This is a genomic window from Campylobacter sp. LMG 17559, from assembly GCF_024723605.1.
In the GTDB taxonomy this organism is placed as follows: domain Bacteria; phylum Campylobacterota; class Campylobacteria; order Campylobacterales; family Campylobacteraceae; genus Campylobacter_D.
This window is the reverse complement of the sequence record NZ_JANQCZ010000006.1, coordinates 1-19475: the sequence shown is the minus strand read 5'-3', so window position 1 is coordinate 19475 and position 19475 is coordinate 1. Positions and strand designations below refer to the sequence as shown.

The window sequence follows — 19475 nt, the reverse complement described above, 5'->3', positions numbered from 1 at the left end:
TTATCTTCTCTTATCTAAAATTTTTATTTGCGTTCTTTTAGCTTTTTTCACAAAAGGCACGCCACCTTCTTCTTGATATTCTTGTAGGTATTTATCTTCTCTTGGGGCTTCGCCTTTACCAACCTCATGATAAATTCTGCTAAAGTTTAGCGTGTCTTTTTCATCTACAAAACCTGGATCTCTATTTTCCTCACCTACAGCCTCGCGATATTCTTTTCCAAAAATTTTATCTATCTCGTACCATTTAGCAAATTCATCACCATGCAAAGGATAGCTTTTTAAAAAAGGATGTCCATACCAATCATCAGGCATTAAAAGTCTTTTTAAATTCGGATGATTGATAATGAAAATTCCAAACATATCATATATTTCTCTCTCACACCAATTAGCACCCTTAAAAACACTCATAACACTTTGAAGTCTTTCTTTTAAACCAACGAAAGTCTTTATTCTCACTCTTAAATTTTTCTCCATATTTAAAAGCTGATAATATACTTCAAAACCTTGTTTTTGAGCGACAAAATCAATCGCACTTGCATCAGTAAAACAACTATAACCTAAATTTTTAAGCTTGCTAAGAATAGCAACATTATCATCTTTATTTATTTCAATCACCCAAAAATCAAGCTCTATAAAAGAATTTTTTAACTCAAATTCTTGGCTTAAAATTTGATGATCACTCTCAAAAACACTACTCTCTGTACTTAGTTTTTTAGTTGCAGATGCATGGTAAAATCTATCTTCATAATAATTTTTTAGCTGAGCATTTTTCTTATCGCTATATTTTCTCATCATATAAGCCTTTTTGGAGCTATTTTTCTGCTTGCTTTTTCTTTACGAATTCTTTTTTGCAAAATCATCAAAGCAAATTGAAAAGTTTCAGGGCGTGGGGCGCAACCTGGTACATAAATATCAACAGGAATGATTCTATCTACCCCTTGAACGGTAGAATAAGTATTAAACATACCACCGGTATTTGCACAAGAACCCATAGAAATAACCCATTTAGGATCAGGCATTTGATCATAAAGTCTTCTTGTAAATTCAGCATGTTTTTTGCTTAAAGTACCCGCTATAATCATTACTTCAGATTGTCTTGGACTTGCTCTAAAAATCGTTCCAAATCTATCAAAATCATATCTTGCACCACCTGCTGCCATCATTTCAATAGCACAACAGGCAAGCCCATAAGATAGTGCCCATAAAGAATTACTCCTACCCCATTGCACTAACTTATCAACCGTAGTTAAAACAACTGGTGCATTGCTCATTTTTTGATACTCTGCCATGCGAATGCTCCTTTTTTATAAGCGTATAAAAAACCTATTGCAAGCAATAAAATAAAAACAAATACTTCTACTAAGGCAAATAAAGATAGGCCATAATTTGAAAGCTCTGCGGTTAAATCTTTAAAAATTACCGCCCAAGGAAATAAAAACACCACTTCAATATCAAGCAAAATAAAAATCAAAGCAAAAACAAAGAATTGAGAATTAATTTTGTTTGCTTGCTTAGAAGCCATAGGCCCACACTCATAAATCCCAAGTCCTAGTTTTTTTCTATTATGAGAGGCGAGTTTGGATCCTATTTTAGAAGAAATGTACACCAAAGTAAAAAATATAACACTTGCAATAACAAGCATTGCAAAGATGCCAAAGTATTGATGCTCTATAGTTGCGTGCGTCATAATAAACCTTTTATTCAAGCATAATTAAAATTTATTTTACTTTAACTTAGCTATATAAAAACTTATTATCAAAAAAATAATTTTTTAGGTATTTCAAAATGAAACAATTTTTATCTTTATTATAAAAACACTTTTTTATGGCATATATCTTGCAAGATTTTTTCTTGATGAGAAATAAATATATAAGTAATATCATGCATTTTTTGAAAAGCGTGCAAATAGTTTAAAATTTTATAAGCAGTCACCACATCAAGCGCTGCTGTGATTTCATCTAAAATAAGCAATTTTGGCCTTAAAAGCAAAGCTCTAATCAAACCTAATCTTTGGCTTTGACCACCACTTAGCTTAGAGGGTTTTAAATTTAAAATATCTTTTTCAAGTTCAAAAGCATCAAAAAGTTTAAAAAGCTCTTCAAAATCAGGCTTAAGTTTAAAATTTTCATATACATCAAGTAAAAGTCTTTTAGTGCTTTTATAAGGATTTAAAGCTAGCTTTTGATCTTGGAAAACATATTGAATTTTTTGGCGTAATTTTCTTTGAGTATTAAAATCTAAATTTAATATATTTTCATTTTCAAATAAAACTTTTCCAGTATTTGCTCGTTCAAGCATACAAAGAATTTTAGCTAGAGTGCTTTTGCCACTACCACTTTCCCCACAAAGCAATAAATTCTCATTTTGATTTAAAGAAAAACTCACATCTTTAAAAACAAAAATTTCTTCTTCTTTTAAATACCAGTGTTTTTTAAATTTATAAGATTTGCTTAAATTTTTAACTTCTAAAAACATTTTCATTCTCAAAATAATTTAACAATTCTTTGGCAAAAATACCTTTTGGATTGTTTAAAAACTCTTTCATAGGCATTTGATAAAGCAAAGTTTTATCTTCTATGATGGCCACCTCATCGCAAAGCTCTTTGGCTAAATTTATATCATGCGTGATGAAAATGAGATTTTTAAATTGTGCTTTTAACTCTTTTAAAATAGTGATGATTTTTTCTTCATTAGCCCTATCAAGAGAACTTGTAATCTCATCACACAATAAATACTTAGCCTCGCTTAACAAAGCTAGCGCTATTTGAATACGTCTTGCCATACCACCACTTAACTGATATATAAAAGAATGCCACAAAAGATCATGATTTTTAAGCCCTAAACACTCAAAATAATAAAAGGCCTTTTCTTTAATCTCTTTTGTGCTTAAATTAGTATGAGTTTTTAAAACTATATTAAAATAACTCCCTATATCAACAAGAGGATAAAAACTCCCATAAACATCTTGAAAAAGCAAATTTACCTTAGCTCTTAATGCATTTAGTTCTTTTTCTTTTAAATTTAAAATATCTTTTTGATCTATCTGAAATTTTTGTGCATTGAGTTTATAGTGTTTATCAAAAAGCTTAATCATGCTTTTTAAAAGCAAGCTTTTTCCCGCTCCACTTTTACCCATGATAGCCAAAGCTTTGCCATCTTCTAAATTAAGATTTACATCCTTTAGTAAGATTTTATCTTTAAAGCTAAGATTTAAATTTGCAATTTCTATCATGCTTTAATCTCTTCTTGCAAATCATTACCCAAAGCAAGCAAAGGCAAAATAAGCATAAGTATAAAGGCTACTGGAAAAACTATCATCCACCAAAACCCTAAAAACACGGCCTTACTTGCTTCATTTAGCATATTTCCTAAACTTGGAGTCCAAAGCTCTACACCCAAACCAAAAAAACTCAAAGTAGCTTCACTTGTAATAGCATGAGCAATATTTAAAACAAAAAGCACAAAAAGCAAATTCCAACAAGCAGGCAAAAGCTCACTAAATAAAGCTTTCATCTTGCTAGAACCTAAAATGATAGCATTTTGATAAAACTCAAGTTTTTGAAATTTATTCAGTTGGGTATCAAGCACTTTTGCCACAAAAGCAAAATGCCCCAAAGCGATGATAAAAATCATACTCCACAAAGATCCCGCCAAAAAGCTTTGAAAAAACATAATCACAAGCAAAGAAGGTAGTGCTAAAAGCATATCAAGCACCCTAGCAAAAAAAGCATAAGCAAAAAATCTTGTTAAAAACACATAAACACAAGCAAAAAGTACGCTAAAAAATGCTGCCATTACCCCTACAAACAAAGAAACACGCAAGGCATATAAAATACGTGTAAAAACATCTCTACCAAGCAAATCTGTGCCAAAAATATGACTTAAATTTGGGGCTATTTTAGCCTTGCTTAAATCTACTAAATTTGGATCATAAGAACTTATTAAAGGTGCAAAAAGTGCTAAAATAAAACTTAGCAAAATCATCATCACACAAAACTTACGCATTAGCAAACCTTGGATTAATCATCTTGCAAATTATTTCTACGATCAAATTTACAAGCACCACCACCAAAATGCTAAAAATCACCACAGCTAGCACCACAGGATAATCTTTAAACAATATGCTTTTAATCACCAAATTTCCCACACCCTCATAAGAAAACACGCTTTCTACTATATAAGTTCCCATTAAAAAACTCACAAAAGAAGCACCAAAATACGCAAGTATAGAACCAAAAGCATCTTTTAACACAAAGTGCAAATAAATTCTTGTTTTGCTAAGCCCTCTTGCAAAAGCACTTTCTATAAAGCTTTGATTTAAACTATCGATCAAACTTGTCCTTATAAAACGCACAAAAACAGCCAAATGTGAAAGCACTAAAGCACATACTGGTAAAAACAAATGCCACAAACGATTAAACACATCATCTTCAAAACCAATATCTGCAATAGCTGAACTTGGAAAAAACTTAAAAAATACAGCAAAAACCAAAATAAGCATTAGTGATAAAGAAAAAGCAGGCAATGCAAAAAAACTCATCGTTGAAAAAGTGATAAATTTATCCAAAAAACTATCTTTATAAAACACACACAAAAGCGCCAAAGTCAAAGACAACATGAAAAGCACTAAAAAAGCTAACCCACCTAGTATAAAAGTATAAGGAAGCTTTTCTTTTAAAATCTTACTAACCTTTTCTCCGCTGATTAAAGAGTATGAAAAGTCACCTTTCATGGCATTAAAAAGCCAATTTTCATACTGCTCTAATAAAGGTTTATCTAAATTTAAATTACGCTCGATTTGCTCTTTTATTTTAATACTAGTTCCTTGAGGCACACTAGCAAAAACCACGCTTCCTTTAGCATGATAAATCATCACAAAGCATAAAAAACTTGCAAAAATCATCAAGAAAAACGCCCATAAAAGGCGTTTGAAAATGAGTTTTAGCACTAATTTTTGCTCCACTCATAAGCATTCCAAGTAAAACCTACCCCATGATGACCTAAAATGTGAGGTTTTATACCTTGGATATTTTTAGCAAAAACTAAAGGATAATCAATATAAGCTATAAATAAAAACGCAGGATCTTTATATAAAGCATCAATAAATTCTTTATAGTGTTTTTTTCTTTCATTTACATCAAGTGAATTTCTAGCCTTTGTTAAAGCCTCATCAACTTTAGCATTTTGATAATGGCCAAAATTCCATCCACTTGAGTTTAAAGCACTATCTTGAGAGCTTGCAAAAACTCTAAAGGTATGAAAATCAGGATCATAAGGACTACCCCAACCCACCAAAAAGCTATCAATTTTCGTATAATCAAAACTTCCACTTGGCTTAGCTACCGCTTTTGCTTTTATGCCAAGCTTTAAAAACTCACTTTGTAAGATATTTACCAAAGCTATTCTTAGTGGATCTTCACTCATAGCATACATTTCAAAGCTAAATTCTTTGCCATCTTTTTCTAAAACACCATTTTTATTTTTTACAAAACCTGCTTTTGCTAAAAGCTCATTTGCTTTTTTTACATCATAAGCATAGCTTGCAAATTCTTTAGGATTTGCCCATGATTTTTCTAAAGGATGATTTGCTACTTTTCCAAAAGAATGCAAAAGTGAATTTATAATAGCTTGTTTATCGATAGCATAATTTAGTGCTAAACGCACATTTTGATCTTTTAAAAACTCATGATTAAAATTAAACATCAAAGCACGATAATCAGCCGAAGGTTCTATAAGCATTTTAAAGTTTTTATCATTTGCAAAATTTGAAGCTAGAGCAAAATCAACCAAAGCCACATCAATAGAACCGTTTTTAAGCTCAATAGCACTAATGCTTGGATCTTTAATGTGTTTTAGTATGAGTTTTGGTGTTTTTACTTTAGCTAAATGATAATTTTCATTTGCCTCTAAGATCATATATTGGCCTTTTTTCCATTGTTTTAGCTTATATGATCCTGTTCCTATAGGCATTTGATTAAATTTAGTAGTGTTTAAATTTTCTTTTTCAAGTAAATGTTTTGGTAAAATCCCTACACTCAAAGCATCTAAAAATGCAGGAAAAGGCTTTGAAAGTGTAATGGACAAACGATAATCATCGATGATTTTTACTTCTTTAACTGCGTCAAAATTTACCTTTGAAGGCGAATTTAATTTCTCATCTTTTAAAGCATTTATACTAAATTCCACATCTTTAGCGCTAAATTTAGCTCCATCATGCCATAATACATCATCTCTTAAAGTAAATTCATAAACAAGCCCATCTTTACTAACCTTCCAAGAACTAGCAAGATCAGGCGCTAGATTCATATTTTCATCAAAGCGTGTAAGTCCTGAAAACACAAGAGCAATTGCCACATCGTGATCTTCACTAAAAAGAGGATTAATACGCTCTGGTTCATTCTCCACTGCTATAACAATCGTATCTTTTGGCGTAGCAGCAAAAAGATTTAAAGCACAAAAAAGCATGATAAAAAATCTCAACATAAAAGGCCTTTCTTGTAAAATAAAGTGAAATTATAACGCTTTTTAATCATAAGCTTTGGTAAAAATTTCATTTTTATCATCAAATAAAAGTTGCAAATACCTCTCATACTGCTTTAGTATATCTACGATGATTTCTTGTTCATTTAAATACTCTATATTATAACCATTACGCGAATCAGCAAAGAAAGTTTGTGGCTCAAAAATAAATTCTTTAGAATAAGTTGGCATAAATTTATCATCGATTATGCTTTGGCTTGCTTGTTTTTTTACTACTTGCACTCCATAGATAAAATCTTTTGCAAATTCTTTTTTTATAATCAAACTTATACTTGATTTTTCTTGAACAATTTGTGTTTTTAAGCCGTAGTTTTTTAGGCTTTGGCTGAGTGATTCCATAGCATTTTTGACTTTAGTATTTAAGAAATTTTGTATGTCTTGCTCTTTACTTTGTTTTAAAATTCTAGCTAGTCTTTCTTGCCAAAATTCCCCTGAAAAATACACACTGCTTTGACTAAGCTTAGTTAAAGAGTAATTTACATCTACGATTAAACCCTTAAGCAGTGAAAAACACATCAAACAAAGCAAAAATGCAAAAGGTAAAGCCACTATCATAGTAATACTTAAAATCGCTCCCAAACCACCTGAATACAGCAAAGAAGTAGCTAAAAGTGCAAGTACAAAACCCCAAAGGATATTTTGCCATTTGTATGGCTCATGAACCCCGCCACTGCTTAAAGAATTTAGCACAAATATCCCACTATCTGCTGAAGTGATGAAAAACAAAGCTAAAACCAAAAGTGCAAACAAAGAACTAAAATAAGAAAAAGAAAAATTTTGTAAAAAATAAAAAAACAAGCTTTCAGGTGCTGAAGTAAAAGGGCTTAAAATATCATTGAAATTTAAAGCACTATTACCAAAAATACTAAACCAAAGTATATTAAAACTAGTAGGTACTACAAGCACACCAAAGATAAATTCCCTTATCGTTCTACCGCGAGAAATTTTAGCGATGAAAAAGCCCACAAAAGGTGCCCAACTAAGCCACCAAGCCCAATAATAAATAGTCCAATTATTAAACCACTCTATATTTTCTTTTTCATAATAATAAGTCTTAAAGCTCAAAGAAATTAAATTTTGCAAATAATTGCCAATATTAGAGCTAAATTGCGAAAGAATTTGAATGGTGTTGGTTGAAAAAAGTACAAAAAGCATTAAACACACTGCAAAAACCAAGTTTACCTCGCTTAAAATTTTTAAGCCCTTTGTCAAACCACTAATCGATGAAAGCGTAGCTAAAGAAATGATGATAATTATAATCACGCTTTGTTCTAAAAAGCTTTGTTCGCTTAAAATGCCTAAATTTAAAAAGCCAGCATTAAGCTGAGAAGCACTATAACCAAGCGTAGTGCTAATGCCAAAAACCGTGACAATTAAAGCTAGCATATCGACTAAATTTCCCCAAAAACCATAAATTTTGTCTTTAAGCAAAGGGTAAAAAGCACTACGCAAGCTAAGAGGCATTTTATATCTAAAACCAAAATACGCCATAGCCAAAGCACATACCCCATAAATAGCCCATGGGTGAATTCCCCAGTGAAAGATAGTATGTAGCATAGCTTCTTCATCGCTTGTTTGCAAGGCTTTTTTATGTATAAGAGGTTCAGCCACACCAAAATACATAAGCCCCACGCCCATACCCGTAGCAAAAAGCATAGCAAGCCATGAAGTGAATTTAAAATGAGGTTTTTCATCATCATCGCCAAGCTTGATATCGCCAAATTTTGAAAGTGCAAGTGCGAGCATAAAACACACAAAAAAACTCACGCTTAGTACATAAAACCATGAAAAATTTGCAAAAATACCACTTTTGATATGATTGATAAAATCATTTGTAAGTTTAGGCAAGAAAATACAACTAAGACTTAAGATGATTATAATGCTAATGCTTGGGATAAAAACTGATTTTTTAAAACTTGTCTTTAGCATGGTACTCCTTTTTTGGATAATTTTCATTATACCATAAGCTAAAAACGAGCAAAAAACCTATTTACAATAACTATTATAATGCTTTATGAGAAAATCTTTCAGAGACTTAAGTGCTATGTGATTAAAATCAAAAATTTCAGCATAAGAATTTTTTCTTGCTTTTTTAGCTTTTTCATCATTTGATGGAGAAAAACCTAATGCTTCAAAATAAGCAAATCTAGCTGATTTTTTATGGATATTTTTACTATATTGTGGATTAAGCTTTTCTATGCATTTTTTATAATTTTCAAAGCACTGACAAATTTGTGCTTCTTTGGCTATGGCAAATAAAAGGGTTTCTAGTTCTCCATTTTCAAAATTATTTGGAAAAAGAAAGATATTTTCATCTTGTAATAAATCTTTACTTTCTTTTTTAATCCTTTCTAATGTTGAGTTAAAATTTTTATCTGTATCAAAAATAAGTAAAATTTTTTCATTATTATCTTTTACTTCTTCCATTTTAGATATAGCATCTTCATCAAGATGATTTTTTCCACATGGTATTATATTTGCATTTGGAAGTTTTAAAAAATTTAAATATTGTTCTAAAAATTCTTTATCATGCTTTCCTTCTACAAAAATATTAATTTTCATTATTTTCTCCTCTAGGATCTATCCTATCAAGAGTGAAATAAGCTTCGCCATTTTGAGAATACGAATAAGTCTTAATGCCTTTTTCTGTTAAAGCTACTTTAAATATTTTACTCTCATCATTTAAAATTTTTCTTGCTATGTCTAAAAATTCAAGACTATGAGTGGTAAAAAAGAATTGAAAATCTAATTTTTTTGATAATTTTAAAATACTTTTTAAAAGTTTTTGCGTGCTAGAAAAATGCAGACCATTTTCAATCTCATCTATACAAACGCAAAAACGCGTATGCCATTGATTTGCTGCTAGCATTAAAGCAAGTATGCAAGTGTATTTTTTAAACCCTTCACCTAAAAAATTAATATCAATCAACTTTTCTATGTTTTTAAGATTAACCAAAACACTATTTGCTTGTGTTTCTATATCGATAATTCTCTCATCAAAAAGTCTTAAATACCCCAAAAGCTCATCTCTTTTTTTCTCTTTTCTTACAATATCAATAAAATACTTCAAACCCCACTGCTCTATATCACTTGGAAGGTATAAAGCTAAAAGTGGAAGTTGCTCGTCGCTTTTGGTGGAATCTTGTATATCGCCATTAAATTGAACACTAAAATGAGAGTTAAATTCTTTTTTTTCGTGTATTCTTGTGAAATTTAAACCATTGATATTTTGCTCTAGCATAGAACTTTGTTTAAATTTTTCTTGAGAAATGCTTTCACTTTCAGTTTTTGGTTGAATTTGAACTTGGATGTTTTTTTCATCATAGTTTGAGTGTATTTTAACTGGTGTTAAAAAATCAAAATTATAAAAAATACTAGAAAGATTAGCAGGTATTACCATAGTGCGACGAAAATTTTGAATTCTTATCAAAGAATTTGCTTCTTCTTGACTATAACACATAAAAATAGCTTCTAAGATACTCGTTTTACCACAACTATTTTCTCCGACAAAAATATTAAAACGCTTAAAATCTTTGATTTCTAAATCTTTCAAACCTCTAAAATTTGTAATTTTTATAGTTTTAATCATTTAAATTCCTAAGAAAAATTGATTTAATGCTAGATTTATTCTTTGATTTTAATTATATATCTTTTAAGCTAAATTTTTACAATAACACAAAATAAAAAAAGCCAAGCTTTAGCTTGGCACTATGGAGTTTTTACGTGCGGTTTTTTGGAGTGAGAATATCACTAAAGCTACAAGTATAAAATACACCACCGATAAACTAAGCAGTAAAGGATAAGTAGCGTTGGTGTCTTTTTCTAAAAAGCTTCCAAACACAGGAAGCATTAAACTAGGTTTTGCAAGTAGTGCAAAAATGCAAACTATATAAGAAACACTTACAAAAAGAAATCTTTCAGGCTTACTATCAAAAACCATTATAAATACAAAAGTGCATGCAAATAGCATTATAATCATAAAATGAGTAATAATCGACACAGGAAATCCTATGTAATAAACCACCCCTACAAACAAAGGCAAAAGCAAAAACCATAAGTATTGTTTATTCAACAAAGCAACAAAAATCACTAGCAATACAAAACCGAGAGAAAAATAAATCTCAGTTTTAGATAATAAACTATCCAAGTTTTTAAATTCTTGCTCTATATTCAAGGATAAAAAATTATAAGTCGTTTTATTGTGTTCTTTAAAGATATAACTTTCGTTAGTATCTACTTGAATGATGTGATATTTTGCATTATTTTCTATGCTGGGTTGTTTAAATTTATCAAGCACAAAAGAAAAAACGCTAAAAAGCATGATGATTATAAGTAGATTATGAAACACCTTTAGCAAGTCTGTATGATGATCACAAAGTTTACGGTAAAAAAAGAGTTGCCATTTATCTACTATATCTTTAAGAGTTTTACCTTTTTTATTTTTTAACTCTATCTCTTTACAATAAAGCTCGTATTTGTGAAAATTTGAAGCTTCTAAAAGATTATTATCTTTTATCAAAGCACTTTTAAAATTTCTAAAAGAATCTCTAAAATCATTTGCATTTTGTTCTAAAAATTTTGTTTGATTGTTTGCATTAATTATTTTTTGTAAATTGTTAAAAGTAAAATCCAATCTTACATTTACAATATTTAAACTATCTCTTATAGTATTTTGAAAAAATTTAAAAGATTTTTTAAAAATAGATCCATAAAAAGATAATTTCTCAAAAGAATTTTTATAAAATACACACTCCTCAAAAATATTATAATTAAAATAAGCATTTTTGAATAAATTTTCATTTACAGTAATACCCTGAATTGAATTATTTTCGAAATTAAAATTAAAACATTTATTATAGAAAATACTTACTTCTTTAAAAGTATTTCCATTGATATGTATTTTACACTTTTCTTCTTCAATTCGAGAAATATTAAAATGTCCTTTAAAGATACTATCTTCTATTAATATATTTCCACTAGATCTTCTTATTGTAAAATCAATTTTAAAAACACATGATTGAAATTTTATAAAATTTTCAAAAAAGTCTAAACGCAAATATGGTATTTCACATGCAAAAAAATGCAAATTATACTTTTGAAAAATTGTAGCATCAGTAATAGAAATACAACTTTCATTGATTTGAAACAAGTGAAATACAGAATAATCACCAATTTGAAATTTATCTAAAAGGTTTGTATAGACTATTTTATCTCTCTCTACATTTAATCCATTTACTATATCTTCTATAGCTTTTTCTTTATCAAATTCATTCATTACTTACCCTCGATGATTTTTATTTCTTCTTCGGTTAGGTTGTAAAGTTTATAAACGATAGAGTTTATTTTGTCTTCTTGGGTTTTGGTGTCTGCATTTTTGTCTTGTTCTTTTAAAACTAAAATCTCATCGACTAAGCTTATAAGCTCGTTTGCTAATTTTTCATTTTTAGAATTTATTTTTGGTATGCAAAATTTTTCTATATAAGCTGGTTTAATCCTATAAAATCCACCTCTCATCACAACGCTAGTTTTTTGCAAAAACCACCAAGTTAATGATGAATTTAAAATAGCTATTAAATACTTATAATCTAAATTTTTATATTCTTCATTTTTAACATAACCATAAATAGTTGTAGTGAAATAAAATTTTCCGAGATTATCAAAAGCAAAATGAGTATTATTACAAATATCTGGACAAAGTAATTTTTCTATATTCTCTTGGTTTATGCCTTGTGTTCTGCCAAATTGATACCATTTTGCATTGTCAAATCTTCCATTTTCTCTTGCTCTTAAAACATTTTCACACTCTTTTAAATAACTCCAAGCTTTTGGAAATTTAACTTTTAATTCCTTTTCATCATAAAGAGACATTTTTGCTTTAGCATTTACATCATCTTGTTTATAATAAGGAAACAAAACCATTGAATTTGAAACAGGTTTTTCATATCTATGAAAATTATCACCCATTAAAAGTGGTTTTAAAATTTCTTTTTCTATCTCCACTTCCTTATTAAGCTCTTTAGAATATCCTTTAACTAGATTTTTATTTTCTTTGCAATCTTTTAAAAAATAAACACTATCTTTGCTTGTTTGCAAGCCTACAAAAACCCTAAATAAATCCTTTACCAATATATGTTGATTGATTTTTAAGAAAATTTCTTGATTTAAATTTTCTTCAAAACTCCAAAATGATGAAGATAGTTTTTTATTGTCTATAATTTTAAAATCTTCTTCTTGTAAATTAAAAATAAAATTTGACATTTCTTCTTTTGAGTTGATATTTTTATCCGTTTGAATAAATTTCAAATGCGAAGAATTATTTTCAAACCATTGTAAAGCGGTATATGTTGAAGCATCAAAAACCTGAAATTCCCCAAAAGATATAATCTTGCTAATCTTATCTTTTGCAATTTTTCTTAAATTTAACCCAAAATCAGCATTAATCCATTTATGAGGCATTATAAAAGCGATTGTGCCTTTATTTTTTATAAGCTTAAAACATTGCTCTACAAACAAAATATATATATCATAATTTTTACTTGCCACTTTAAAATGTTTTTTATAATACTGCGATAAATTTTTATCTAGCCCTTGTATTCTTATATAAGGTGGATTGCCGATGATGAGATCAAACCCTTGAAAGCTCCCACCCTCATCAAGCACTTCGCTAAATTCAAAACGCCATTCAAAAGGATTTGCACTTTCTAAGTCAAATATACTCTCATAAAGCTTTTTAAGCTTTTTAAATTCTTTCTTAGCAGCACTTTCATCAAAGTCAAATTCAAACATATTTTTAGAGAAAAATGCTCTAAAATTCTCATCTTTTTCATCTTGTGCTAAAAAATCGCCGTATTTTTTAGAGTATTCATTAGCGCCGTTGGTAAGTTGCTTGATCTCTTTGGCAAATTTGTCTTTTAAGCAGAAATTTTTAAAAGACTCTTTGAGGTTTTTGATCTCTTTTGTGATGAGAGATTTATCGGTGTAAAAGCCTTCTTTGTAGTCTTTGACTATGCGTTTGTATTTATCCATGCGTTCTTTGATGTTGGGGTAGTGAGAAAGGCTTTTGTGAATTTCAAAATAGCTTATAAGCGAATTCCCGCATTTTATGTTAATATCGATGTTTGGCAGGGTTTTAAGATCATGATAATTTGTATCATCAAAACTTTCATAAAAGCTGTGTTTTAAAAGCTCTATCCAAAGCCTTAGTTTAGTGATCTCACATGAGTTTGGGTTGATATCTACTCCAAAAAGGTTGTTTTCTATGATATCTTTTTTACGCTCAAAAAGTTCTTTTTGACAGAGGTGGGTTTTGTCTTTGTCAAAATCAGGGCGTTTATACTCTAAAAACTGGCCTTTGTGATTTTGCACTAAAATTTCATCATTTTGTACGCTTAGGTAAAAATCCTCTTCAAACAAACCAAGCTCATAATGCACCATAAGCATGACATTTAAAGCTGAAACTAAAAAATGCCCACTTCCCACCGCAGGATCGCAAATGCGTATGGAATTTAACAAGGCTAGTTTTTGTTCTTGAGGGATTTTTTCTTGGCGTAGCTGGGTTCTTAGCTCGCTTAGCTTGGTGGCATTTAGCTTAAAAGTATGGTTAAACTTATCAAGCACGACTTTTTCTATACTTGCTTTACACATATATGAAGTAATAAAGCTTGGGGTATAAAAACTACCTTCTTTGTAGCCATTTAGCTTTTCAAAGACATTTCCTAAAACGCTTGAGTTAATGAGTTCTTTTTGTTTGATGAATTCTTCGCTTTGCTCATCTGCTCCAAAATCAAAGCTGTCTAAAAACTCAAACAAATACTCAAGCAAACCTACTTTGCCTTTTTTGCTTTTGCCTTTGTCATCTTTTAACTGCGTGTGCGGGTGATACTCTAGCAAAGCGTCATTTTCTAAAGTGGCGATTTCTAGCGTGGTTTTTTCGATGGCTTGTTTTTCAAAAAGTGATGAATTTAAATAAGGCAAATAGCTAAATTTACTCTGCGCTCTTGTGTGCTTTTCTTTAGCTAAGATATCAAAGAAAAGGTGTGAAAGGGTAGTAAAATTTGGAATTTTTTCATAGTTTAGAAATTTAAGGGTTTTATCATCATTAAATCTAACTAAATTAGACTCGATAAGCTTTAAAAATAAAATGCGGTTTAGCCAAAGTATGATGAATTTTAACACCTCTTCAAAGTCATGCTTTGGAAGTTTGCTCGCTATGAGATGATAAAGCGTGCCTTGAGCTTGCTTGCTTTGCTCACTTTGTGTGATGATGAATTTAGAAAGCTGTTTGCTCTCGCTTAAACCTAGGATGTATAAAAGCTCTTTATAAAATGCGTTGTTTAGTGAGTTTGCGTCATTTGGACTAAATTCATTTAGCAAAAAGTCTTTGTGGAAGGTTTTAAAAATGCTTGCTAGGTTTTTGAAATTTGACTTTTGCTTGTCTTTTAAAAACGCCAAGTCGATGAAAAAGCCTTTTAAGCTTTCTTTGAAATTTTCTATGAGTTTGCTTGCTTCATTGTAAAATTCATCGTTGTTGCCTTTAAAAAGTGAATTTGAGCTTTGAAATTCTTCAAAAAGCTTTTTAAAGCTTGTGTTTTTATAAAAAAGCTCTTCAAACTCACTAGCTTTGAAAATGTAAAATTTATAAAAGTCTGTGATGATGATAAATTTCAAGCTAAAGCTATGTTCTCTATTTCTAAAATAATACAAAATAGCCTCATGTAAGGCTTTAGAATTTAGCTTTGTGTGGGTGATGAATTCTTTTGAGTTGGGCTTTTTAGCTTCGATGAGAACTTCTAAGTCTTTGCTAAGCTCATCTTTAGCGATGGCTAAATCAATCTCACTTTTGCCTTTTTGCTTGGTTTTGATGTGGGTTTTGAAATTTAGCGTGGTTAAAAATGGACTAAGTGCATTAGCCACAAGATAGTCTTCATTTTCACTTTGTGAGCTTTCAAGTCTTTTTATGTACTGCGTTAAAGCCTTACAAAAAGTGTCAAATTCATTTTGTGTGATTTGCTTTTTGCGGTAGTAGGGGTTGAAAAAATCTTTTTCATTTAACAAAGTAAAGTGCATTTTTAACCTTTATAAAAAATATTTTGTATTTTACTAAAATTTACTTTAAAGGATTGAAAAGACTTTGTGAAAATATAAAAACAAATAAATTACAAATCAATAAAAAATTATTAAATAATATTTAATTTTGTGATTTTTGTGCTAAGAAATTTTTAATTTTATTGATATACAATAAGTTTATATCAAAAAATATCAAGGAGGCAAAATGGGAAAAATTTTGGTTTTCTGCTTAGCACTTGTTTCTTTTGTTTGTGCTAAAAATGAATTTTTTACAAGTGAAGTAAGCTCACTTTACTTAAGCAAAAATGACACAAAAGCTGTTGGTAGATTGCTACCTACAAATCCTTTTGAAATATTAAAAACTGATGGAGATAAAGTTTTAGTCAAGATCACAGGCTATGTTAATCCTGCTTCGCCTTCTGTGCTTTATTATAACGATAGTCAAAGAATCATAGTTGCTGCATTTTCTAAAAATACAAAACTTGATTTTAAAACCTACATTAAAAGTAAAAATGGCAAATGGGATAAAACTACCATAGAAGTTTGGACTGATAAGAAAGATTTTACAAAAAGCAATAAAGAAATGTTTATAAAAGCAAAAGAACTTTATATGAATAACTGTGGAATTTGTCATAGCGTTCATAAAGAAAGTGAATTTAGCACTAATGGTTGGCCTGCTACTTTTAGATCAATGGTAAATAGAACAGGAATTGATAAAAAAGATCATTGGTTAGTGATACAGTATTTACAAAAAAATGCAAAAGATTTTAAGGAGGTAAAATAAAATGGGGCTTGATAGAAGAAAATTTTTAAAAATTGGTGCTGGTTTAAGTGTATTGCCTCTGGTTCCTAGTTTAGTTATGGGAAAAAATGTTGAAGCTTCAACTATAAATTCAGGTTTAGTAAAAAATGGAAGCGTTATAACAGCAGCACATTGGGGAATTTTAAAGCTTACCATAAAAGATGGCATTGTGATCAAAAGTGAGCCATGGGAAAAAGTAACACAAATTGACAATCCTTTACAACACTATACAGCAGATATGATCTATAAATCACGTGTGAAATATCCTTATGTAAGAAAAAGTTATCTTGAAAATCCTGACAACCCAAAACCTGAGCTTAGAGGAAAAGATGAATTTGTGCGTGTAAGTTATGATGAGGCTATAAAACTTATAGCAAAAGAACTTAAAAAAACAAGAGAGCAAAAAGGAACTCAAGCCATATTTGGTGGAAGTTATGGGTGGAAATCTAGCGGAAATATGCAAAATTGTAGAATATTACTTCATAGATTTTTAAATATCACAGGTGGTTTTGTAGGGACTACTGGAGATTACTCAACCGGAGCTTCTCAAGTGATCATGCCTTATGTTGTAGGCTCTATTGAAGTTTATGAACAACAAACTTCATGGGAAAATATTTTAGAACATTCTAAAATAGTAGTTATTTGGGGTGCTAATCCTATCGCCACTTTAAGAATAGCTTGGACTTCAAACGACCAAAGGGGTTTGCAGTATTTTGAAAAATTAAAAAATAGCAAGATTAAGGTTATTTGTATAGATCCTATAAAAACTGAAACTGCTAAATTTTTAAATGCACAATGGATTTCCCCAAGACCAAATACAGATGTTGCTATGATGATAGGTATGGCTAGTCATTTGATCGAAAAAAATAAAGTCAATTATGAATTTTTAGACAATTATACAAGCGGTTTTGATAAATTTAAAGCTTATTTAGATGGCAAGAATGATGGTATTAAAAAAGATGTAAAATGGGCAAGCAGAATTTGCGGGATTGATGAAAAAACCATTAAAACACTAGCTGAAAGCTTTTATGATAACCCTACCATGCTCATGAGTGGTTGGGGTATGCAAAGAGCTCATCATGGTGAACAACCTCATTGGATGTTAATAACCCTAGCTTCAATGATCGGACAAATTGGTACTAAAGGAGGTGGCTTTGGCTTAAGCTATCACTATAGTAATGGTGGGGTTCCATCATGCAAAGGTGGTGTTATAGGAGGTATTACAGCAGGAGCTGTGGGAATTTGGGAAAATGGAAAATTTAAGGGGTTACCAAAAGCAGGAGTTAGTCAAGGTGGTGCCGAATGGCTACAAAATGCTGCTAGTTATTCTTTTCCAGTAGCTAGAATAGCTGATGCTTTGTTAAATCCTGGGAAAGTTATAGACAATAATGGTTCTAAGATAACCTATCCTGATATTGACTTTATTTATTGGGCGGGTGGAAATCCTATAGTTCATCATCAAGATACAAACAATAATGTAAAAGCATGGCAAAAACCAAGAACTATAGTTGTAAATGAAATTTATTGGACTCCAACTGCCAAAATGGCAGATATTGTAATGCCTACCACAAGTTCTTATGAACGAGATGATATTACCATGAGTGGTGATTATTCTAATATGAATATAGTTCCAATGAAGCAAGCAGTATTACCAATAGGCGAGAGTAAAGATGACTATGAAATTTTTGCTGATATTTGTAAAGTGTATGGAGATGATGTATTTAATGCTTATACTGAAAATGGTAAAAATGCAAAAGATTTTATCAAAGAATACTACAATAGCGCTTTAAAACAAACTCAAGCTTATGGGGATGTATTTGAACCAAAAATGCCAAGTTTTGAAGAATTTTGGGCGAAAAACGAGCCTATAACTTTTTCTCCAACTATAGAAAGCATGGAATGGGTTAGATTTTCTGAATTTATCGAAGATCCTATCTTAAATGCTCTAGGCACTGAATCAGGCTTGATAGAAATTTACTCAAAAACTATCGAAAAGTATAATTATAAAGACTGCAAAGCACATCCAATGTGGATGGAACCAATAGAATGGCTAGGAAATGCTACCAAGGAAACACCTTTTCATCTACTAACCAATCACCCAACAAATAGACTCCACTCACAAATGTGCCATACTTCACTGCGTGAAAAATATGCAGTAAATGATAGAGAACCTATCTTAATCAATCCTATTGATGCTAAAAAACTTGGAATCAAAGATGGTGATATTGTAAGAGTTTTCAATAAAAGAGGTCAAGTTCTCGCAGGTGCTGTGGTAACTAAAGACATTATGCCAAATGTTGTAAGATTATGCGAAGGTGGCTGGTATGATCCAAATGATGAAGGAATGTGCAAATACGGAAATGTAAATGTCTTAACTATTGATATGCCAACTTCTGAATTAGCAAACGGAAACATTTCCCATACAAGCTTAGTAAATATAGAAAAATACAAAGGATTACCGCCTGAAATAACAGCATTTACAGCTCCAAAAGGTGCTGAATAAAGCATTCTTTCTTAGAAGATAATTTCTTCTAAGAAAGCTAGATTTTTCAATCCATATGTTGTATCTTATTATAGATTTTATTATAAATTAAAATCACGTATAACACTTTATAATACAACCAAAAACAAAAAAGCTAAAAATAAACCAATTCAACTAAATAACTAAATTAGTCAACTAATTTACTATTTTCATAACACATAATCCTAACCTAACTAAAATACGTAAAAACCAAATTTATCAGATTAAAAAAAAATATAAGCAATTAAAACAAATAAAAACAAAGACGTAAAAACTAAAACCTATCAACCACAATGGCTTCAAATATCAAATTAAAGTATTGCTATTAGAAAACTACTATCCCGCCAAAAAACCCACCACAAACTCACTTACAAATACACTACTTATAAAACAAAATCTATACCATCCTAACACTAAAATAATTTATTTTACAAGCTGAATAATAAAAAACCTAAAACTAAATCAAACAACTAAAAATAAGAATTAAAGCCCATCTGTAGTCAATAACCAAGCTGACTAAACCACTAAATAAAAACAATAAAAAAT

General features: G+C 30.1%; 15 protein-coding genes. 2 read left to right on the top strand and 13 right to left on the bottom strand.

Annotated features, from left to right (window positions below):
• From CAMP5082_RS04255 to CAMP5082_RS04195, 13 genes are all read right to left on the bottom strand, one after another.
• Positions 1 to 792 (bottom strand): NADH-quinone oxidoreductase subunit C, encoded by a 792-nt coding sequence (locus CAMP5082_RS04255; protein WP_337206006.1) that lies wholly within the window; start codon positions 790 to 792, stop codon positions 1 to 3.
• A complete protein-coding gene (locus tag CAMP5082_RS04250) occupies positions 792 to 1289 on the bottom strand; it encodes a NuoB/complex I 20 kDa subunit family protein (RefSeq protein WP_039619352.1) in 498 nt (165 codons plus the stop codon). Before CAMP5082_RS04250 ends, CAMP5082_RS04255 begins: the two co-directional genes overlap by 1 nt.
• Positions 1268 to 1687, bottom strand: coding sequence for an NAD(P)H-quinone oxidoreductase subunit 3 (locus CAMP5082_RS04245; protein WP_263679533.1), 420 nt, complete (start codon positions 1685 to 1687; stop codon positions 1268 to 1270). Before CAMP5082_RS04245 ends, CAMP5082_RS04250 begins: the two co-directional genes overlap by 22 nt.
• A 119-nt stretch (positions 1688 to 1806) precedes the next feature.
• A complete protein-coding gene (locus CAMP5082_RS04240; RefSeq protein WP_337206005.1) occupies positions 1807 to 2475 on the bottom strand; it encodes an ATP-binding cassette domain-containing protein in 669 nt (222 codons plus the stop codon).
• Positions 2459 to 3232, bottom strand: a complete 774-nt coding sequence (locus CAMP5082_RS04235; protein ID WP_337206004.1) for an ATP-binding cassette domain-containing protein — start codon at positions 3230 to 3232, stop codon at positions 2459 to 2461. Before CAMP5082_RS04235 ends, CAMP5082_RS04240 begins: the two co-directional genes overlap by 17 nt.
• Positions 3229 to 4005: an ABC transporter permease gene (locus tag CAMP5082_RS04230; protein ID WP_039668901.1), complete on the bottom strand. Its 777-nt coding sequence runs from the start codon at positions 4003 to 4005 to the stop codon at positions 3229 to 3231. The genes CAMP5082_RS04235 and CAMP5082_RS04230 overlap by 4 nt, the downstream gene beginning before the upstream one ends.
• Complete coding sequence (locus tag CAMP5082_RS04225; protein ID WP_337206061.1) at positions 3998 to 4936, bottom strand: ABC transporter permease; 939 nt, start codon at positions 4934 to 4936, stop codon at positions 3998 to 4000. Before CAMP5082_RS04225 ends, CAMP5082_RS04230 begins: the two co-directional genes overlap by 8 nt.
• 11 nt (positions 4937 to 4947) lie before the next feature.
• Positions 4948 to 6483, bottom strand: coding sequence for an ABC transporter substrate-binding protein (locus CAMP5082_RS04220; RefSeq protein ID WP_337206003.1), 1536 nt, complete (start codon positions 6481 to 6483; stop codon positions 4948 to 4950).
• Between the two features lie 42 nt (positions 6484 to 6525).
• Positions 6526 to 8469, bottom strand: coding sequence for a BCCT family transporter (locus tag CAMP5082_RS04215; RefSeq protein ID WP_337206002.1), 1944 nt, complete (start codon positions 8467 to 8469; stop codon positions 6526 to 6528).
• Positions 8470 to 8526: 57 nt separating this feature from the next.
• A complete protein-coding gene (locus tag CAMP5082_RS04210) occupies positions 8527 to 9102 on the bottom strand; it encodes a DUF3226 domain-containing protein (protein WP_337206001.1) in 576 nt (191 codons plus the stop codon).
• Positions 9092 to 10129 (bottom strand): AAA family ATPase, encoded by a 1038-nt coding sequence (locus tag CAMP5082_RS04205; protein ID WP_114640696.1) that lies wholly within the window; start codon positions 10127 to 10129, stop codon positions 9092 to 9094. Before CAMP5082_RS04205 ends, CAMP5082_RS04210 begins: the two co-directional genes overlap by 11 nt.
• Positions 10130 to 10237: 108 nt before the next feature.
• Positions 10238 to 11815 carry a pentapeptide repeat-containing protein gene (locus CAMP5082_RS04200; RefSeq protein ID WP_337206000.1) on the bottom strand — a complete coding sequence of 526 codons (1578 nt, stop codon included), beginning with the start codon at positions 11813 to 11815 and terminating at the stop codon, positions 10238 to 10240.
• Complete coding sequence (locus tag CAMP5082_RS04195; protein ID WP_337205999.1) at positions 11815 to 15606, bottom strand: type IIG restriction enzyme/methyltransferase; 3792 nt, start codon at positions 15604 to 15606, stop codon at positions 11815 to 11817. Before CAMP5082_RS04195 ends, CAMP5082_RS04200 begins: the two co-directional genes overlap by 1 nt.
• Positions 15607 to 15811: 205 nt before the next feature.
• On the opposite strand from CAMP5082_RS04195, the gene CAMP5082_RS04190 reads away from it, so the two are divergent.
• Both CAMP5082_RS04190 and CAMP5082_RS04185 read left to right on the top strand, forming a co-directional pair.
• Entirely contained in the window at positions 15812 to 16390 is a 579-nt protein-coding gene (locus CAMP5082_RS04190; RefSeq protein ID WP_337205998.1) for a cytochrome C, read from the top strand.
• Between the two features lies 1 nt (position 16391).
• Positions 16392 to 18911 carry a molybdopterin guanine dinucleotide-containing S/N-oxide reductase gene (locus CAMP5082_RS04185; protein WP_337205997.1) on the top strand — a complete coding sequence of 840 codons (2520 nt, stop codon included), beginning with the start codon at positions 16392 to 16394 and terminating at the stop codon, positions 18909 to 18911.
• Positions 18912 to 19475: the final 564 nt, after the last annotated feature.